The organism is Streptomyces himalayensis subsp. himalayensis (genome assembly GCF_013778455.1).
In the GTDB taxonomy this organism is placed as follows: domain Bacteria; phylum Actinomycetota; class Actinomycetes; order Streptomycetales; family Streptomycetaceae; genus Streptomyces; species Streptomyces himalayensis.
The window spans coordinates 39,773-54,842 of record NZ_JACEHE010000014.1; the positions used below are offsets into that span (position 1 = coordinate 39,773).

16 protein-coding genes are annotated in these 15,070 nt (G+C 69.4%); 10 read left to right on the forward strand and 6 right to left on the reverse strand.

Annotated elements, in window-relative coordinates; genetic code table 11:
- The first annotated feature begins 305 nt into the window (after positions 1–305).
- From H1D24_RS22470 to H1D24_RS22485, 4 genes are all read left to right on the forward strand, one after another.
- Positions 306–542 carry a helix-turn-helix transcriptional regulator gene (locus H1D24_RS22470; protein ID WP_181659454.1) on the forward strand — a complete coding sequence of 79 codons (237 nt, stop codon included), beginning with the start codon at positions 306–308 and terminating at the stop codon, positions 540–542.
- Between the two features lie 525 nt (positions 543–1,067).
- Entirely contained in the window at positions 1,068–2,342 is a 1,275-nt protein-coding gene (locus H1D24_RS22475) for a DUF3631 domain-containing protein (RefSeq protein ID WP_181659455.1), read from the forward strand.
- 324 nt (positions 2,343–2,666) lie between these two features.
- Positions 2,667–3,263 (forward strand): hypothetical protein, encoded by a 597-nt coding sequence (locus tag H1D24_RS22480; protein ID WP_181659621.1) that lies wholly within the window; start codon positions 2,667–2,669, stop codon positions 3,261–3,263.
- Positions 3,253–4,926, forward strand: a complete 1,674-nt coding sequence (locus tag H1D24_RS22485; protein ID WP_181659456.1) for a relaxase/mobilization nuclease domain-containing protein — start codon at positions 3,253–3,255, stop codon at positions 4,924–4,926. The genes H1D24_RS22480 and H1D24_RS22485 overlap by 11 nt, the downstream gene beginning before the upstream one ends.
- Here H1D24_RS22485 and H1D24_RS22490 read toward each other — a convergent pair.
- Together H1D24_RS22490 and H1D24_RS22495 are read right to left on the reverse strand one after the other, a co-directional pair.
- Entirely contained in the window at positions 4,923–5,741 is an 819-nt protein-coding gene (locus tag H1D24_RS22490; RefSeq protein ID WP_181659457.1) for a class I SAM-dependent methyltransferase, read from the reverse strand. The two genes, H1D24_RS22485 and H1D24_RS22490, sit on opposite strands and share 4 nt — an antisense overlap.
- Positions 5,738–7,072 (reverse strand): NsdA family TPR-like regulatory protein, encoded by a 1,335-nt coding sequence (locus tag H1D24_RS22495; RefSeq protein ID WP_181659458.1) that lies wholly within the window; start codon positions 7,070–7,072, stop codon positions 5,738–5,740. The genes H1D24_RS22490 and H1D24_RS22495 overlap by 4 nt, the downstream gene beginning before the upstream one ends.
- Positions 7,073–7,176: 104 nt before the next feature.
- Between H1D24_RS22495 and H1D24_RS22500 the strand changes: the two genes are divergently transcribed.
- The 5 genes from H1D24_RS22500 to panB all read left to right on the forward strand — a co-directional run bounded on the left by H1D24_RS22500 (position 7,177) and on the right by panB (position 10,662).
- Positions 7,177–7,635, forward strand: coding sequence for an ATP-binding protein (locus tag H1D24_RS22500; RefSeq protein ID WP_181659459.1), 459 nt, complete (start codon positions 7,177–7,179; stop codon positions 7,633–7,635).
- On the forward strand, positions 7,629–8,108 hold the full coding sequence (locus H1D24_RS22505) for a hypothetical protein (RefSeq protein ID WP_181659460.1): 480 nt from the start codon (positions 7,629–7,631) through the stop codon (positions 8,106–8,108). Before H1D24_RS22500 ends, H1D24_RS22505 begins: the two co-directional genes overlap by 7 nt.
- Before the next feature lie 28 nt (positions 8,109–8,136).
- Positions 8,137–9,255, forward strand: a complete 1,119-nt coding sequence (locus H1D24_RS22510; protein WP_181659461.1) for a hypothetical protein — start codon at positions 8,137–8,139, stop codon at positions 9,253–9,255.
- Positions 9,252–9,602 carry an ASCH domain-containing protein gene (locus H1D24_RS22515; protein ID WP_181659462.1) on the forward strand — a complete coding sequence of 117 codons (351 nt, stop codon included), beginning with the start codon at positions 9,252–9,254 and terminating at the stop codon, positions 9,600–9,602. The genes H1D24_RS22510 and H1D24_RS22515 overlap by 4 nt, the downstream gene beginning before the upstream one ends.
- A 214-nt stretch (positions 9,603–9,816) precedes the next feature.
- Positions 9,817–10,662: a 3-methyl-2-oxobutanoate hydroxymethyltransferase gene (gene panB, locus H1D24_RS22520; protein WP_181659463.1), complete on the forward strand. Its 846-nt coding sequence runs from the start codon at positions 9,817–9,819 to the stop codon at positions 10,660–10,662.
- On the opposite strand, the gene H1D24_RS22525 is transcribed toward panB, so the two are convergent.
- Genes H1D24_RS22525 through H1D24_RS22535 form a run of 3 tightly spaced genes read right to left on the reverse strand, consistent with a single transcriptional unit; the run spans position 10,592 to position 12,761 of the window.
- On the reverse strand, positions 10,592–11,629 hold the full coding sequence (locus tag H1D24_RS22525) for an MBL fold metallo-hydrolase (RefSeq protein WP_181659622.1): 1,038 nt from the start codon (positions 11,627–11,629) through the stop codon (positions 10,592–10,594). The genes panB and H1D24_RS22525 overlap by 71 nt on opposite strands.
- 5 nt (positions 11,630–11,634) lie before the next feature.
- Positions 11,635–12,090 carry a PaaI family thioesterase gene (locus tag H1D24_RS22530; RefSeq protein ID WP_181659464.1) on the reverse strand — a complete coding sequence of 152 codons (456 nt, stop codon included), beginning with the start codon at positions 12,088–12,090 and terminating at the stop codon, positions 11,635–11,637.
- 53 nt (positions 12,091–12,143) lie between these two features.
- On the reverse strand, positions 12,144–12,761 hold the full coding sequence (locus H1D24_RS22535; protein WP_181659465.1) for a LysE family translocator: 618 nt from the start codon (positions 12,759–12,761) through the stop codon (positions 12,144–12,146).
- Positions 12,762–12,873: 112 nt separating this feature from the next.
- Here H1D24_RS22535 and H1D24_RS22540 point away from each other — a divergent pair, with 112 nt between their 5' ends.
- Positions 12,874–13,326: an Lrp/AsnC family transcriptional regulator gene (locus tag H1D24_RS22540; RefSeq protein ID WP_181659466.1), complete on the forward strand. Its 453-nt coding sequence runs from the start codon at positions 12,874–12,876 to the stop codon at positions 13,324–13,326.
- 239 nt (positions 13,327–13,565) lie between these two features.
- On the opposite strand, the gene glnA is transcribed toward H1D24_RS22540, so the two are convergent.
- Positions 13,566–14,975 (reverse strand): type I glutamate--ammonia ligase, encoded by a 1,410-nt coding sequence (gene glnA, locus H1D24_RS22545; RefSeq protein ID WP_181659467.1) that lies wholly within the window; start codon positions 14,973–14,975, stop codon positions 13,566–13,568.
- Between the last annotated feature and the right edge of the window lie 95 nt (positions 14,976–15,070).

The following is a 15,070-nucleotide window of genomic DNA, read 5'->3' on the forward strand; positions in this document are numbered from 1 at the left end:
GTCCTGCGCCGTCATGGCGGGGGCGGATCCGGCGGCTTCCGTCTCGCGAGTCACGTGGCGGTCCTGGCCTGGCGCTTTGGCTCGGTCTGGCGTGCCGCATGGGGCGGGATGATCCAGGAAGAAACCGGACAGATTCATCTCGATTGACAGTGCGATTTCGGCAACCGGGGATTCTCCCTTACGGTTTTGGAAACCATAAGGCATCGCTGTTTGGTGCGGCCGCAGGAAATCCGCACAATGCTGCTGGACGCGGCTGAAATTCTGTGGCCATCTTGTCCCATGCCCTAATCCCGTCGAGGAGCCCCATGCCCCGAACCTCACACCCCGCAGCCGCCTCCGGCCGTGCCGAGCGTGCGCCGCTGGCCACGCCAGAGGAGGTCGCCGCCTACCTCGGCGTACCGGTGAAGACCCTCTACCAGTGGCGGCACCGCCGTATCGGCCCCAACGCCCTCAAGGTCGGCCGGCACCTGCGCTACCGCTGGCCGGAGGTGGACGAGTGGCTCGCCGCTCAGTCCGCGCACGAGTACGGCCTCACGGCATGAGGGCCGTGGCCGTGGCAGCAAGCGGCCCCCGGCGTTGGCGCGCCGAGGGCCGGAGATTCCCCCGCTGACTGCCCATCGCTGAACGAACGAGCTGGTGAGGGGCGGGACCTTGCCCGTCCTGCCTCTCACCGGAGAGGAACGTCTATGGAGGACTCTACGTCCCCCACCACTACGAACACACCCCCCGCTGGCTGGCCCACACCTGCGGTTCCCGGTGAGGGCATCCCCTGGCGCCGCGAGGACCAGGCGGACACACGATCCCCTGCGTCGGAGGCCGCAGAGCAATCGACGAACGCGGAGGCACGCGGGGACCAGCGCCCCGCTGACGCGGCGGCTGGGGACCGTCCCCACGATGTGCCCGATCCCCTGCCCCCGATATCCACATGCGGTGGAAACGTGCAGGCCGACGGCGCGATAACGGGGACCGGTCCCCAAGATACGGGCGTTGCACCAGGGGACCGCAATGGGGACGGTGATCGCGGTCCCCGCCGGTCACTGGGGACCGACGGTCCCGCGGAGGGGACCATGCAGCACGACGCCCCGGTCCCCTATGACGGGTCGGGCACCGGAAACCACGACGGCACCGGCATCGAGGCGGCTGGTGACGGAGCCGCACTGCTGGACGAGCTTCGGGCGGCGATCGGCAAGTACGTGGTGCTGCCCAGCGACGAGGCGCTCACCGCGGTCACCTTGTGGGTGGCTGCCACACATATCCAGACCGCTCTGCAGCACGCGCCGCGGCTGGCTGTGATGAGTCCGACGAAGGGCTGCGGCAAGTCCCGGGTTTTGGACGTGCTCCACGAGACCGTGCACCAGCCGATGATGACGGTGAACACCTCCCCGGCGGTGATCTTCCGGGTCATCGGCAAGAACCCGCGCACGCTCCTTGTGGACGAGGCCGACACCATCTTCGGCCCCAAGGCAAGTGGCGACAGTGAGATCCTGCGCGGCCTGCTGAATGCCGGGCACCAGCGCAACCGCCCCGCCTGGCGGATCTCCGGCCCGGAGCACAAGCCGACCCCGTATCCGACCTTCGCCATGGCCGCGATCGCGGGGATCGGTGAACTCCCGGATACAATCACGGACCGGGCGGTCGTGCTGCGGATGCAGAAGCGCAAGCCCGGCGAGAAGGTCGCCCCGTTCCGCTCGCGCTACGCCGCGCCCGAACTCAACGCGCTGCGCGACCGGCTGGCCGACTGGCTAGGTCCGCTGCGCGCTACGGCTGCCCGCTTGGTGCCGAAGATGCCGGTCGAGGACCGGGCGGCGGACACCTGGGAACCGCTGGTCATCGTCGCCGACCTGGCCGGCGGCCACTGGCCCGCCCAGGCCCGTGTCGCCTGCCTGGCCATGACCCGCCACGAGGCGGTCCAGGATCAGCAGAGCAGCCTGAGGACGCGGCTGCTGCGCGACATCCACCGCATCTTCGAGCGGGAGAACAACCCCGAGGCCCTGACCACCCAGGACTTGGTCGCCGCGCTGATCCAGGACGCCGATGCCCCGTGGGCGGAGTACGGCACCAAGGGTCTGAACGCCTACCACCTGGGCAACCTGCTGCGGGACTTCAACATCGGCTCGGCCAACTACCGGTTCGACAAGGGCAGGCAGGCCAAGGCGTATATGCGCAACCGGTTCCTCGACGCCTGGGCGCGCAACTGCCCCGACCTCGTCGAGACGGCACCCGATCTCGCACGCGAGGCCGCGCCCGCGCGCCCAGCCCCCAGGCTGCCGCCCGCCGCCCCGACGGGATCGCTGCCCATCAGCCCGTCCGGCGGCGCCACCGGGCCCAAGCGCACCCGCTGAGCCGCCTGCCCCGGGTCCGTATCACTCCGTCGCGTCCGTCCCTGCGCAGGTCAGCGCGGGGACGGACGTCCTCACCGGGACGGACTTCTCCGTACCAGCCTCCGTGTCCGTACCTGCCCTGACCAGCCCTGCAACGGATGCGATGGACGTGACGACGTCCCGCCCACACACCACTGGAGCACCCTCATGCACGACACTGACACCAACGACCCCAACCCCGCTCCCCGCCGCAGGCGATGGTTCGGCCTGGCCCACCGAACAGCAGCAAGCTGGAGCGAACGAGCCCCTAACGGGGCTTCGTCCGCGCTTGCCCCCGCCCCTGGGGTGGAGGAGGAGGGGGCCGGGCGCCAGCGGGCACCCGAGCCTGGGGAGGGGGTGGGCGAGCCCAGCACCGCGCCTGCCGCTGACAGTGCCGAGCACCCCGTCGCCGCCGCTGTCCTGCACAGCGATCCGCTCGCCGATGATCGCCCGCCCGTCGAGCAACCCTCGTGGCGTGAGCCTGACGCCCCGGCCCTGCCCGCGCGGATGAACCGCAAGCGCACCACCGAGAACCGCGACCAAGAGAAGAAGATCCGCTTCACCCCGACCGCCGTCCGCATCATCGACGCGGAAGCCCAGCGGCGTCACCAGAAGTTCGCCAGCTTCGTCGGCGACGCCGCCCTCGCGGTCGCGCTCGGCAAGGCGAACATGGCTGGCAGCCCGGAAGACGACCCGATCCGTCCACTGGTGGAAACCGTAGAGGCACACACCAAGGCGTTGAACCGGATCGGCACCAACCTCAACCAGATCATGGGCGCCCTCCACTCCGGCGCGATACCCGAGCGCACCGAGGCCATCCTCGACTACATCGAGCAGGCCGCGAAGGCCAGTTACGGGCTGATGGACCAGCTCCTGGCGGAAGGGGACGCGCATGGTGCCTGATGTCTCCAGCGGCTCCGACACCCTCGGCCTGATCAACTACCTCTTCGGGCCGGGTCGGCGCGACGAGCACACCGATGCGCACATCGTCGCCGCCTGGGACATGGCAGGCGCCCCCGACCCCGGCCGCGACCCCGCCGCCACCTACACCCAGCTCGCCCGGCGCCTCGACCACCACGTCGACCTGCGCACCCGCGAACTCGGCACCAAGCCCCCGAAGCACGTGTGGCACTGCCCGGTACGCACCGCGCCCGGTGACCGCTACCTGACCGACGCCGAGTGGGCCGAGGTCGCCCGCCGCGTCGTGGCCGCCACCGGCATCGCCCCCGAGGGCGACGAGAGGGCGTGCCGGTGGATCGCGGTGCGTCACGCGGACGATCACATCCACATCCTGGCCACCACCGTCCGCGCCGATGGCCGCCGCCCACGAACCAATCGTGACGGTTGGCGGGCGCAGAAGGAATGCCGCAAGATCGAGGCCGAGTTCGGGCTGCGCCACCTCAAGTCCGGCGATCTCACCGCGCCCAAGACACCCACCGGCGCCGAGCGCGCCAAGGCCGAACGCCTCGGCCAGAAGCAGGCGGCGCGGGAGTGGCTGCGCGAGCAGGCATATGCGGTCGCCGCCGCTGTACGCGGCATCGACGACTACTTCACCGTCCTCACGTCGCTCGGCATCCAGGCCAAACCCCGTATCAGCGCCAAGACCGGTGAGGTGGACGGCTACAGCCTGGCCGCCCCTGGCGACACCATCTTCTTCGGCGGCTCCAGCCTCGCCCCCGACCTGTCCTACAACCGCCTGCGCGAACGCCTCCCCACCCAGGAGATTGCTGACCGCCCACAACCGGTGGCGGATCCGGCGGACACATGGCGCCGCGCCGAAACCGCCGTGCGCACCGCCCGCACGGTTCTCGATGCGGACGACGACGCCGTGGCCCAAGGCCACCTGGACGCCTTCGCCGACACCCTCCACAACCTGGCCCGCGCCACACCCGGCCCGCACCAGGCCGAACTCCAAGCAGCGGCACAGGCGTTCAACCGGGCACGTCGCTCGGCAGTCCGGGCCGACCACCAGGCCGCCAGCGAACTGCGCCAGGCCGCCAAGGAACTCGCCTACGCCCCCAACATTCCAGGCGGACTCGCCATCGCCTTGCTCTTCACCGCCGTGCACCTGGCTCGCGCCGCCGCCAGGTGGCACGAGCAGCGCGGCCACGAACAGCAGGCCGCCGCAGCCGAGCAAGCCTTCCGCCACCTGCAGGCGACCTACCGCGAAGCCGCCGAGCCGGTCCTGGTGGACCTCACCCGCCGAGCACCCCGCCCCCAGACCGTCCACCGCTTCGAGGCCACCGTGCGCCAGGCCATCCCCGACCACGCCGACCGCATCCTCACCGACCCCGCCTGGCCCGCCCTGGCCACAACCCTCGCCCGCGCCGAAACCGCCGGCCACAACCCCCGCCATGTCCTGGCCAAGGCCGCCGCCGAACGCGAACTCGACGGCGCCGGAGACGCTGCCCAGGTCCTCCTCTGGCGTATCACCGCGGAGCCCAACAAGCGCGCACAAGCAGCACGACGCCGCAGCAGTCACGGTGGCACGCCTGTCGCGCACGCACCCCAGCCCGACTCCGTGCCGATGCCAGAGCACCCCTCGGAACGCAGCCGTCGCCGCTAACGGCGGCAGACGAGGACGCCGCCAAGGCAGTGGATCTCGAACACCCCATGCCGGGCGATGTGTTCGTCCAGGATGGTGCGGGCCCGCTCGATCGTGGCCTCGAAGGGCACGTCGTGCTGGTCTGCCCATGCCTGGTACGAAGCCATGTGCGCTACCACGGGTTCGGGGTCGCGGACGGTGATGGTGCCGGGCAGCTCGATCGTCTCGACGCGGCTGAACTCCTCGCCGAGGAAGGCCGGCGCCTTCTCCAGGGAGAACCGGGCGCTGAGCGAGATCCGTGCCGGGCCGCGGCCGGTGCCGAGGACGTCACCGGCCGCGCGGACCCACAACTCGTCCAGCTCGGCCTTGTCGCTATCGCTGTTGGTGGAGGCGACCAGCAGGCCGTCACCGGTCACAACGCGGGACAGCTCGTGTACCGCCTGCGCGATGTCCGGGGCGTGGTAGAGCATGTGCATTGCCAGAGCGGCGTCAACGCTCGCCGACGCCAGCGGAAGCCTCGCCACATCCGCCACCGCGACTGCACCGGGCACGTCGCCGAGGATGCCGGGTGCGATGTCCAGGCCCAGAATCTCCAGATCGGACCGCTCCTGGCGAAGCCGCTTGATGAACTTGCCGTTCCCGCAGCCGACATCGACAATGCGACCCCGTACCGCGCCGAGGTGTTCGGTGACGATGCCGGGCAGGTCGTAGCGCGGCGTCTGCCACTGATAGAGGGACTGTCGGGCGGCGAGGTCCCGGTCACCGTTGTAGGCACTTCCGGCCAGGCGGTCGCGGTCGGTCACAGCGGCATCGTGGGCGGCGGAGAGTTCGGTCACGTCGGCAGCTCCGGAGGACGGGCGGCGGGAGGGGCCGCGAGGACGGCCGTGTGCTGGATACGTTCGCGCAGTTGGGTCACCTGCGCAGCTCCACCGTACTGCCGCCCACTCAACTCCCGACCGAGATCAACCAGCCTCCGTACGATGCTCGCCGACACCCGTTCCACAGGCGCCTCGAGCACGAAGCCGACCATCGCCTCGGTGCCGTCGAGGTCGCCCAGGAGCATGTGGCCACGGGCAAGGTCGAGATGGGCGGCGAAGAGGTCACCGACCGACCGGTCGTCGTCATCAGCACCGCGGTAGAGCCGGATCGCCGTGTCCGCACTGGCAATGGCCTGCTGAACGTGGTCACGACCACCGATGGCCAGGTGCGTCGTCCCGACGTACGCAAACTGCTTGGCGGCTGGGAAGGCGAAGACTCCCGGTGCGTCGTCGTGCCCGAGCATCCCATCGCGCGAGCGTTCTGCGTCCGCCAGCGCGGCAGCCGCGCCCACCTCGTCGCCCGCTATGGCGAGTGAACGCGCCTCCAGGCTCGCGAGGCGGGCGCCGATGCTTCCCCCTGCTCGGTGATGGCGTCCCGCCTGCGCGAGCCGCGCCGCCTGCTCGTACCGCCCTGTCCAGTAGGCGATCAGGGATTCCACTGCCCGTACCCAGGCCAGCATCCCCTCGTGCCCAGCGGCCTCGGCGCACGCACGGGCCGTACGGGCATGGGTGGCTGCCGAGTCGTAGTGGCCCAGGTCCAGGCAGACATGGGCGCAGAGCCCGCACAACCGCGAGGCCGAGACGTACAAGTCGCTGGTCTGCCTTGGTCGTTGGCGCCCGCGGAGCAGCTCGAAGACTCCGTCCCGTAGCTGCTTGATCTCGACGTACAGCTCCAGCAGGGGGTGGCTGACATACGATCGGGCAAGCCGCGCGACGTCGGCCTCCAACTGCTCGACGACCAGCTCGTCGACGTTGCGCTGCGTGATGAACCTGGCGAACTCGGCCGACAGCGAGGCATCCGCCGACACGGCGCCGGCCACTGACCGCTCAGCCGGGGGCGGCGGGGCCAAACCATCCGGACCCTCCGCAGCATCGCCATCGTCACGGCGTCGCTTGCTGACCGCGACAGCGCGGTCGAGGAGGGCGACCTCGACTTCGAAAACCAGAGCCAAGTGCCTTCGAGTGTACGGGACCGGGGTGCGCGCCTCACGCTCGTAGCGCCCGATCTCCTTGCCAGTCATGGCGGCACGCCCTTCAAGGGCGTTGTACTCGTCGGCGGCCTTCTGCTGGGTCCAGCCACGCTCCGTGCGCAGGCGGAGGAGCAAGGCACCGATACCCGTGTCGCCCATCCTGTCTCCCCGGAGCATGTGGATCCTGGCCCCCATAGTGGCCCCCGGCTTGGCCCCCGCGCTGGCTCCCGACTCAAACGAGCGACAGCGGTTGGCTGTTGGACATGCTCAGCAGACCACGCGACGAGCCGCAGACAGCCGAGTCGGATCGCACCGCAGGCGCCGCAAGGCAGCGCACGACGCTCTTCGCCCGCCGCGATCTGTCCGCACGCGACGCGCGTGAATTCGTCGCCGAGACCCTTACCCAGTGGGGCTGTCGCGAACGCCTCGACGACGTCCGGCTATGTGCGTCGGAGCTCGTGACCAACGCCCTGCGGCATGGGGCACCCGCCGACCGCTTGATCCTCGTACGCCTCGAACTTCACGGCGTCGAGTTGCTCATCGAGGTACACGACGGCGGCAAAGGCACCCCCAGGCAACGCGAAGCCCAGGACACCAGCGACGACGGCCGTGGCCTGTTCCTCGTCTCCGCCGTCGCCGACGACTGGGGCGTCGCAGCCCGCCAAGGCCCCGGCAAACGCGTCTGGGCGTCATTCATGCTCCCGGCGGAGACCGCATGCTGAGCCCCGCCCAGGCCGCCGAACCGCTGGCTCTGTCCGCCGGGCTGATCGCCTCCCTGGCAACTGTCACCTGGCTCGACACCGACCCGACCGGCGCCACCATGTGCTGTCTGCTCCTTGTGCCGCAGCCGCCACGAGGCCCGTACGAGGCGCCCACAGTCATCGAGCGGCGAATGCGTACCCTCGCGACCGCACTCAGCCTTGGCCCGGCCACGGCGCCACCGCCCGACATCGGGCCGCGTCTGCGCCCTCTCAGCCCGACCGATGTCGCCCTGCGCTTCGACGGCACTCCGTACCGCAAGCGCATACCCGCAGGCAGGCCCTGGACTCTGCTCCTCCGCCAACGGACACCGGCCGCCCTCGTCCTGGGCCTCGACCCGCTCTCCCGCACGGCCAGCCCTGCCGAGATCGACGCCTACCTCGACCGCACCACGCTCCAGCAACGGCTGTTCTTCGGCCACACCCGGACCGAGTGACGTACCGCCCGACACAAGGGGACTCCTCGTGACCATCCACCCCGTCTCGCCGAACACTGTGCTCGCCAACGCCCTCCATCATGCCGAGGACGTCCTCACCCCGCGTATCCTGGCCGAACCACCGGAGCGGATCGTGCTGGTCGTCGGCACGCGGATCAACGGCGCTCCGCACATCGGCACCTCGCTCGTGCAGTCGATGGCCTTCGCCATGGCCGCTCGCCTCCGCGCCCGCTTCGGACTGCCCGCCGAAGTCCACTTCGGCGCGCTGGACAACGCCCCCTACGACCTGGCCACCGACCCGGCGACCGGTCACCGCTATCAACGCGCCTATGCCCAAGCCCTCGGCAAGCAGGCCCTCCATGACCTCGTGAGCGCCCTGTACGAGCCTCTGTTCACGGAGCTGTCCAGGCGCCTGGGCATCCCGTACCGCGTCACGACCTACAGCCAGCAGCAGGCCGGCGAGCATTTCCGCCGCACCTGGTTACGGCTACTGCCCCGCATCGCCGCCGCCCGCTGGTGGCTCGCCCCCTCCACCGGCATCCCGCATGTCCGCGTTCCGTGCCCGCACCTCGGCTGCGGCTGGGCCGAGAAGTACGCCGAACGCACCCAGGCCCGCCTCACCGACACAGAGACCGCCACCGTGAGCGCCGTCTGCCTCCACCATGGCCCGTACGAGGTGACCGTCACACCAACCAGTGGCGCCTATCTCGACCTGGCCACCTTGTACCGCAACCTCGTCAAGGAACTGGCCCTCGTCGGCCCCCAGCGCGGCACTCTCCACGTCATGGTCAAGGGCGGCGACTGGGTCTTCGGCTCCCACCTCGTCGACGAGGCCCACCAGGCCGTCGGCCTCACCCGCGCCCAGCTCCCCGCCCGCCTGTTCTGCTCCCAGATCGTCACCGACACCGGAGCCAAGCTGTCCAAATCCCTGATAGGCGAGGGCCACGCGCCATTGCCCGACGGCGCCGCCGACTGGATGCTCGACACCCGGCAGTGGCCTGGCTCGTTGCCCCAGTACGCCGACCAACTGCTCAACCTCACCGACACCCTGCTCGCCGACCCCCGCCACTTCTTCCGCTCGTACTCGGTCGCCGAGATCGGCCGCATGATGACCACCCCAGCACCCAGGAGTGTCCCCACCTCATGACCGACACCACCGCCCACGTCCGCGAACTCAACCTCTACCGCAAGTACTTCGACCTCGTGGCCGCGGGCACCAAGACAATCGAGGTACGGGTGAAGTACCCCCACCTCGAAGACCTCGCCACCGGCGACACCATCCGTTTCCGCATCAAAGGCACCGACGAAACCTGCGACGTCCGGGTGCTCCGGGTGACCGAGTACAAGACCTTCGAGGAGCTCCTGGACGGCGAGGGCCCTTCCAACATCAACCCCCAGGCCAGCCGCGAAGAGCAACTCGCCAACATCCGTGCCATTTATGGGGCCGAGAAGGAGGCCCTTGGTGCCCTCGCCATCGAGATCGCACGCTCTTAGGACTCGATCAAAGCGGGCTGGAGGCTGCCCTCCGTGCAGCTCAGCAAGATTCCGCCGATGCGGGCTCCCTACCGGAAAGATGTTTCTCTGAGCCCGCCTTGATCGGCGAGATCTTGGAAGCACTTTCGGCCGGAATCCGCCTACCCTCCCCTCCCATAGCGATGGATCCGGGGACTCCGACATGGAGCCTCGAGAGCACGTCCGGAGGACGACCATGACTGAACAGGCTGCACCGTACGGTGGCGCCCTGACAGCCGCACCGCCCCGTAAGCGGGTCCGTATCGGCCATCTGCGCGAGATGAAGCAGCGCGGGGAGAAGTGGGCGATGCTGACGGCGTACGACATGTACACCGCGGCGACCTTCGACGAGGCCGGCATCCCGGTGCTGCTCGTCGGTGATTCCGCGTCGAACAACGTCTACGGCAATGAGACTTCGTTGCCGGTCTCCGTGGACGAGCTGTTGCCGCTGGTCCGGGCGGTGACCCGGTCAGCCCGGCGTGCGCTGGTGATCGCGGATCTGCCGTTCGGCTCCTACCAGGCATCAGCCGAGCAGTGTTTCCACACGGCGGTGCGCTTCATGAAGGAAGCGGGCGCGCACGCGGTGAAACTGGAGGGCGGCGCGGAGATGGCCGAGCAGGTTGAGCTGCTCACCCGGTCCGGGATCCCGGTGATGGCGCACATCGGCTTCACCCCGCAGCGGGAGCACAGCCTCGGCGGCTACCGCGTACAGGGGCGTGGCGAGGACTCACAGCGGTTGATCGCCGAGGCGAAGGCGCTGGAAGCTGCCGGGGCGTTCGCGCTGCTGATCGAGATGGTGCCCGGCGAGGTCGCCGCCGAGATCACAAGGTCGGTGGCGATTCCCACGGTGGGTATCGGGGCCGGGAACGGCTGCGACGCGCAGGTGCTCGTCTGGCAGGACATGGCGGGGCTGCGCACCGGGCGGCTGCCAAGGTTCGTGAAGCAGTACGCCGACGTGCATGCCGTCCTGCTCAACGCTGCCCAGGACTACGCGGCGGACGTGGCGGCGGGAACCTTCCCGGGACCGGAGCACACCTTCTAGCGGTCGGCGCCGCTGCCGGCCACGCACGGGGGTAGGGCACCCGCAGCGATGGCGCCGCGACCGGGGTGTGCTCGGCAGCGGCGCGCAACCGCCCGTCGCGCAGGACGACAGCGCCGCTGCGGAGCATCGTGTCGACCAGCTCGGCGGCGAGTGCCTCGGGCGCCTGTCCCAACTGCCGTGCCGCGTCGGTCAGCCACGCCCGCGCGTGCAGGTAGCGCTCGACCTCGCCGGCCGGTATCCCGTCGCGGATCATCAGAGCGAAGGCGAAGATCCGTCGCGCGCCGTACCAGACGGCTCCGGCCGGATCGTCGACGAGGCGTTGAGCGCGACGCAGTGCGGCGGCGAACGCGGCACCGGGATCGGCGGGGATCGGACCATGTGAGGGCAGCAGCATGCGTGGGGCGAGGTCGGCCATCCGCTTCAGGGAGTCGAGCGCGGTGGCCGCCGCGCCGGGACCGTCGAGGGCGAGGTTCACCCAGCCGACGTCGTAGTCCGACAGCGCATCCCCGACTACGAGGAGGCGCTCCTCCGGCTGCCACAGAGCGAGGTGGCCGGGGGTGTGGCCCGGCGTGCGGATGATCTCCCAGTCGGCGTCCCCGAGCGGCAGGATCTGCCCGTCGTCGAGCGGCACGTCGACCGTGTACGGGGCGACCGGCTGGTCGAGGTACTCCGCCGCGCAACAGCCCGGGTCCCGGCGGGCGACGGCCTCGGCTTCCGGCGTCCCGGCCGCGATGCCCGCACCACTCGCCTGCAGTAACGCGTTCCCGCCGACATGGTCGGAGTGCCAGTGGGTGTTCACGACCAGGTCGATGTGCCCGGCGCGTGCGCGTGCCCAACCAGCCGTCTGTTCGGCGTGGCCGACGAACCCGCTGTCTACCAGGGCCGGTTGCCGCCCGTGTAGTAGGAGCAGGTTGGCGTCGGGAAACGGCCTCTGCTGCCAGGTAACCCAGGACGGCAACGACAGCACCGTGCTCACTGCTCGGGCCCGTTCACGCGGATCAGCGTCTGCTGCCCGTTGGCGACGAGCCTCCGCCGCCCGTCCTGGACACCGAACACCTCCAACCGGCAGACGGTCAGGGTGCGTCCGGCCTTCAGGACGGTTCCGATCGCCTCGATGTGGTCGCCGACGGCGGGTGCGATGAGGTTGATCTTGTACTCGACGGTGAGCACGTCGGTGCCCTCGGGGAACAGCGTGAAGGCCGCGTAGCCGCCGGCGCTGTCCGCGATGGCGCTGGTGGCACCGGCGTGGACGTAGCCGTGCTGCTGGGTGACTTCGGGGCGGCTGGGGAGCACGATGTGCACGCGGCCCGGCGCGATGTGGGATATGCGCGCGCCGAGGTGGCTCATCAGCCCCTGACGGTCGAAGCTCGCCTGGATGCGCTTCTGTACCTCGGGGCTCGCCTCTTCGTCCTGCGTCTGGTCTGCCACGTGCTCTCCTTCGACGGACTTCACGGTGTGCGAACGGGGGCGGGGCGGGTTCGTCAGCCGACCAGGCGTTCCACCAGCAGGAACCCGCCGATGACGATCATCATGGCACCGGAGGCCCGGGTCACCGCACGGGCTGCCGAGGGCCGGGTCTTCAGCACGGTGCGGGCGAGCACGCCGACGCCGAGGTAGACGACGGCGCAGGCGGCCATGTGGAGCGTGCCGAGCAGCCCGGTCTGCGCGGCGATGGGCCAGCCCGCTGCGGAGTCGATGAACTGTGGGAACAGCGAAAAGTACAGCAGCAGCGCCTTCGGGTTCAGGCCGCTGATACCGGCGCCCTTGAGCGCGATCTGCCAGCGAGAGGAGGCCAAGGTCTCCGTGGACGCGGCCAGAGCGGCGGGCTGCCGCAGCACGCCCCAGCCGAGCCACATCAGGTAGGCGGCCCCGGCGACGGTCAGTGCGGTGAGCACGGTCGCCGAGCTCGCCACGATCACCACCAGGCCGGCCACGGCGAGCAAGGTGTATCCCGCGTATCCGGCTATCAGCCCGGCGACCGCTGGAACGACCGACCGGTCCCGCAGCCCTGCGGCAATCGCGTAGGCCCAGTCCGCGCCGGGGGTGAACACCAGCAGCAGATCCACTGCCAGGAAAGCCGCCACTGTCGTCGTGTCCATGGATCGATCCCTCTCGCATTCCTTGCTCTGAGAGGGAAGATTAGGCGCAATATGCCCGAAAATGTTTCTCTCTTTACCTCATGATCGCGGTCTTTGGGGGAGAATTATCTCCATGGATGCCCTGGACCGGAAGATTCTTACCGAGCTGCAGTTGGACGGGCGGCTGACGGTCACCGAGCTCGCCGCCCGCGTGGGGCTGAGCGTCTCGCCCTGCCACCGGCGCCTGCGCGATCTCGAACGAGAGGGCGCGATCCGCGGCTACCGCGCCGTCGTGGAGCCGTCCGCCGTCGGCCTGGACTTCGAGGCCCTGGTCTTCGCCACTCTGCGCTGGGAGGACCCCGACACCGTCGACTCTTTCGAGGAGGCCGTGGCCGCGGTCCCGCATGTGATCCAGGCCCAGCGATTGTTCGGCGAACCCGACTACCTCCTGCGCGTCGCCACCGCCGACCTCGCGGCCTACCAGCAGCTCTACGACCAGCGGCTGGCCAAGCTGCCAGGCGTCCAGCGCCTGACCTCCACCCTGGTCATGAAGAACGTCGTCCATGACCGCCCGCTGCCCGAGTAGCGGCCCCGCCGGCGAGATGCCGCGTGCAACGAGAGAACGAGAGAGGGCCGCTACCCCGTATCAGGGGTAGCGGCCCTCTCCACCGTTACTGACGCCTGGTCAGACATCTGTCCGGCCGGTGCACACCCGGTGCACAAGCCCCCGGAAAACAGCCGGGACCAGTGAGAAACAGCGAGCACTGTTTCCGCAGATCACAGCGGGTCTCCAGGGCCTCGGCCCAGGTAGCCCGACTGTGCGCTTTAGATGTCGAAGTACAGCTCGAACTCGTGCGGGTGCGGCCGCAGCTGGATCGGGGCGATCTCGTTGGCGCGCTTGTAGTCGATCCAGGTCTCGATCAGGTCGGAGGTGAAGACACCGCCGGCCTGCAGGTACTCGTTGTCCTCCTCGAGCGCGTCGAGGACGGCGGGCAGCGAGGTCGGGACCTGCGGGACGCCCGCGTGCTCCTCGGGAGCGAGCTCGTAGAGGTCCTTGTCGATCGGCTCGGCCGGCTCGATCTTGTTCTTGACGCCGTCGAGGCCCGCGAGAAGCAGCGCCGAGAACGCCAGGTACGGGTTCGAGGACGGGTCCGGGGCGCGGAACTCGACGCGCTTGGCCTTCGGGTTCGAGCCCGTGATCGGGATACGCATGGCCGCGGAGCGGTTGCGCTGCGAGTAGACCAGGTTGACCGGGGCCTCGAAGCCGGGGACCAGACGGTGGTACGAGTTCACCGTCGGGTTGGTGAAGGCCAGCAGCGACGGTGCGTGCTTCAGGATGCCGCCGATGTAGTAGCGGGCGGTGTCCGAGAGGCCCGCGTAGCCCTGCTCGTCGTAGAACAGCGGCTCGCCGCCGGTCCACAGGGACTGGTGTACGTGCATGCCCGAGCCGTTGTCACCGAAGATCGGCTTCGGCATGAAGGTCGCGGTCTTGCCGTTGCGCCAGGCGACGTTCTTCACGATGTACTTGAAGAGCATCAGGTCGTCGGCGGCGGCCAGCAGCGTGTTGAACTTGTAGTTGATCTCGGCCTGGCCGGCGGTGCCCACCTCGTGGTGCTGGCGCTCGACCTGCAGACCGGCCTTGTTCAGCTCGAGGGAGATCTCGGCGCGCAGGTCGGCGAAGTGGTCGACCGGCGGGGCCGGGAAGTAGCCGCCCTTGTAGCGGACCTTGTAGCCGCGGTTGTCCTCCAGCGCACCGGTGTTCCAGGCGCCCGCCTCCGAGTCGATGTGGTAGAAGGACTCGTTCGACTTGGTCTCGAAGCGCACGGAGTCGAAGACGTAGAACTCCGCCTCCGGGCCGAAGTACGCGGTGTCGGCGATGCCGGTCGAGGCGAGGTAGGCCTCGGCCTTCTTCGCGACGTTGCGCGGGTCACGGCTGTACTGCTCGCCGGTGATCGGGTCGTGGATGAAGAAGTTGATGTTGAGGTGCTTGTCCTTGCGGAACGGGTCCAGGCGAGCCGTCGACAGGTCCGCGCGCAGCGCCATGTCCGACTCGTGGATGGCCTGGAAACCACGGATCGACGAACCGTCGAACGCAAGCTCCTCGGCCGGGTCGAACGCCTCAACCGGCACCGTGAAGTGCTGCATCACGCCCGGCAGGTCGCAGAACCGGACGTCGACGAACTTGACGTCCTCGTCTGCGATGAACTTCTTGGCCTCGTCGGCGTTCTGGAACATCCAGCTCCTCCTATCCCGGCCCGGACGGGGGACGCGGGTTTGTAGCTCGTTCGTGCAGCCAGTGCGGTGGCACACGCTGCACCCGACCATAGGGA

Bases quoted from the DNA above. Each gene is read 5' to 3' on its own strand.
- H1D24_RS22470 (WP_181659454.1), top strand. From the start codon at position 306: ATGCCCCGAACCTCACACCCCGCAGCCGCCTCCGGCCGTGCCGAGCGT.
- H1D24_RS22475 (WP_181659455.1), top strand. From the start codon at position 1,068: ATGCAGCACGACGCCCCGGTCCCCTATGACGGGTCGGGCACCGGAAAC.
- H1D24_RS22485 (WP_181659456.1), top strand. From the start codon at position 3,253: ATGGTGCCTGATGTCTCCAGCGGCTCCGACACCCTCGGCCTGATCAAC.
- H1D24_RS22495 (WP_181659458.1), bottom strand. From the start codon at position 7,072: ATGGGCGACACGGGTATCGGTGCCTTGCTCCTCCGCCTGCGCACGGAG.
- H1D24_RS22500 (WP_181659459.1), top strand. From the start codon at position 7,177: ATGCTCAGCAGACCACGCGACGAGCCGCAGACAGCCGAGTCGGATCGC.
- H1D24_RS22505 (WP_181659460.1), top strand. From the start codon at position 7,629: ATGCTGAGCCCCGCCCAGGCCGCCGAACCGCTGGCTCTGTCCGCCGGG.
- H1D24_RS22515 (WP_181659462.1), top strand. From the start codon at position 9,252: ATGACCGACACCACCGCCCACGTCCGCGAACTCAACCTCTACCGCAAG.
- panB (WP_181659463.1), top strand. From the start codon at position 9,817: ATGACTGAACAGGCTGCACCGTACGGTGGCGCCCTGACAGCCGCACCG.
- H1D24_RS22535 (WP_181659465.1), bottom strand. From the start codon at position 12,761: ATGGACACGACGACAGTGGCGGCTTTCCTGGCAGTGGATCTGCTGCTG.
- H1D24_RS22540 (WP_181659466.1), top strand. From the start codon at position 12,874: ATGGATGCCCTGGACCGGAAGATTCTTACCGAGCTGCAGTTGGACGGG.
- glnA (WP_181659467.1), bottom strand. From the start codon at position 14,975: ATGTTCCAGAACGCCGACGAGGCCAAGAAGTTCATCGCAGACGAGGAC.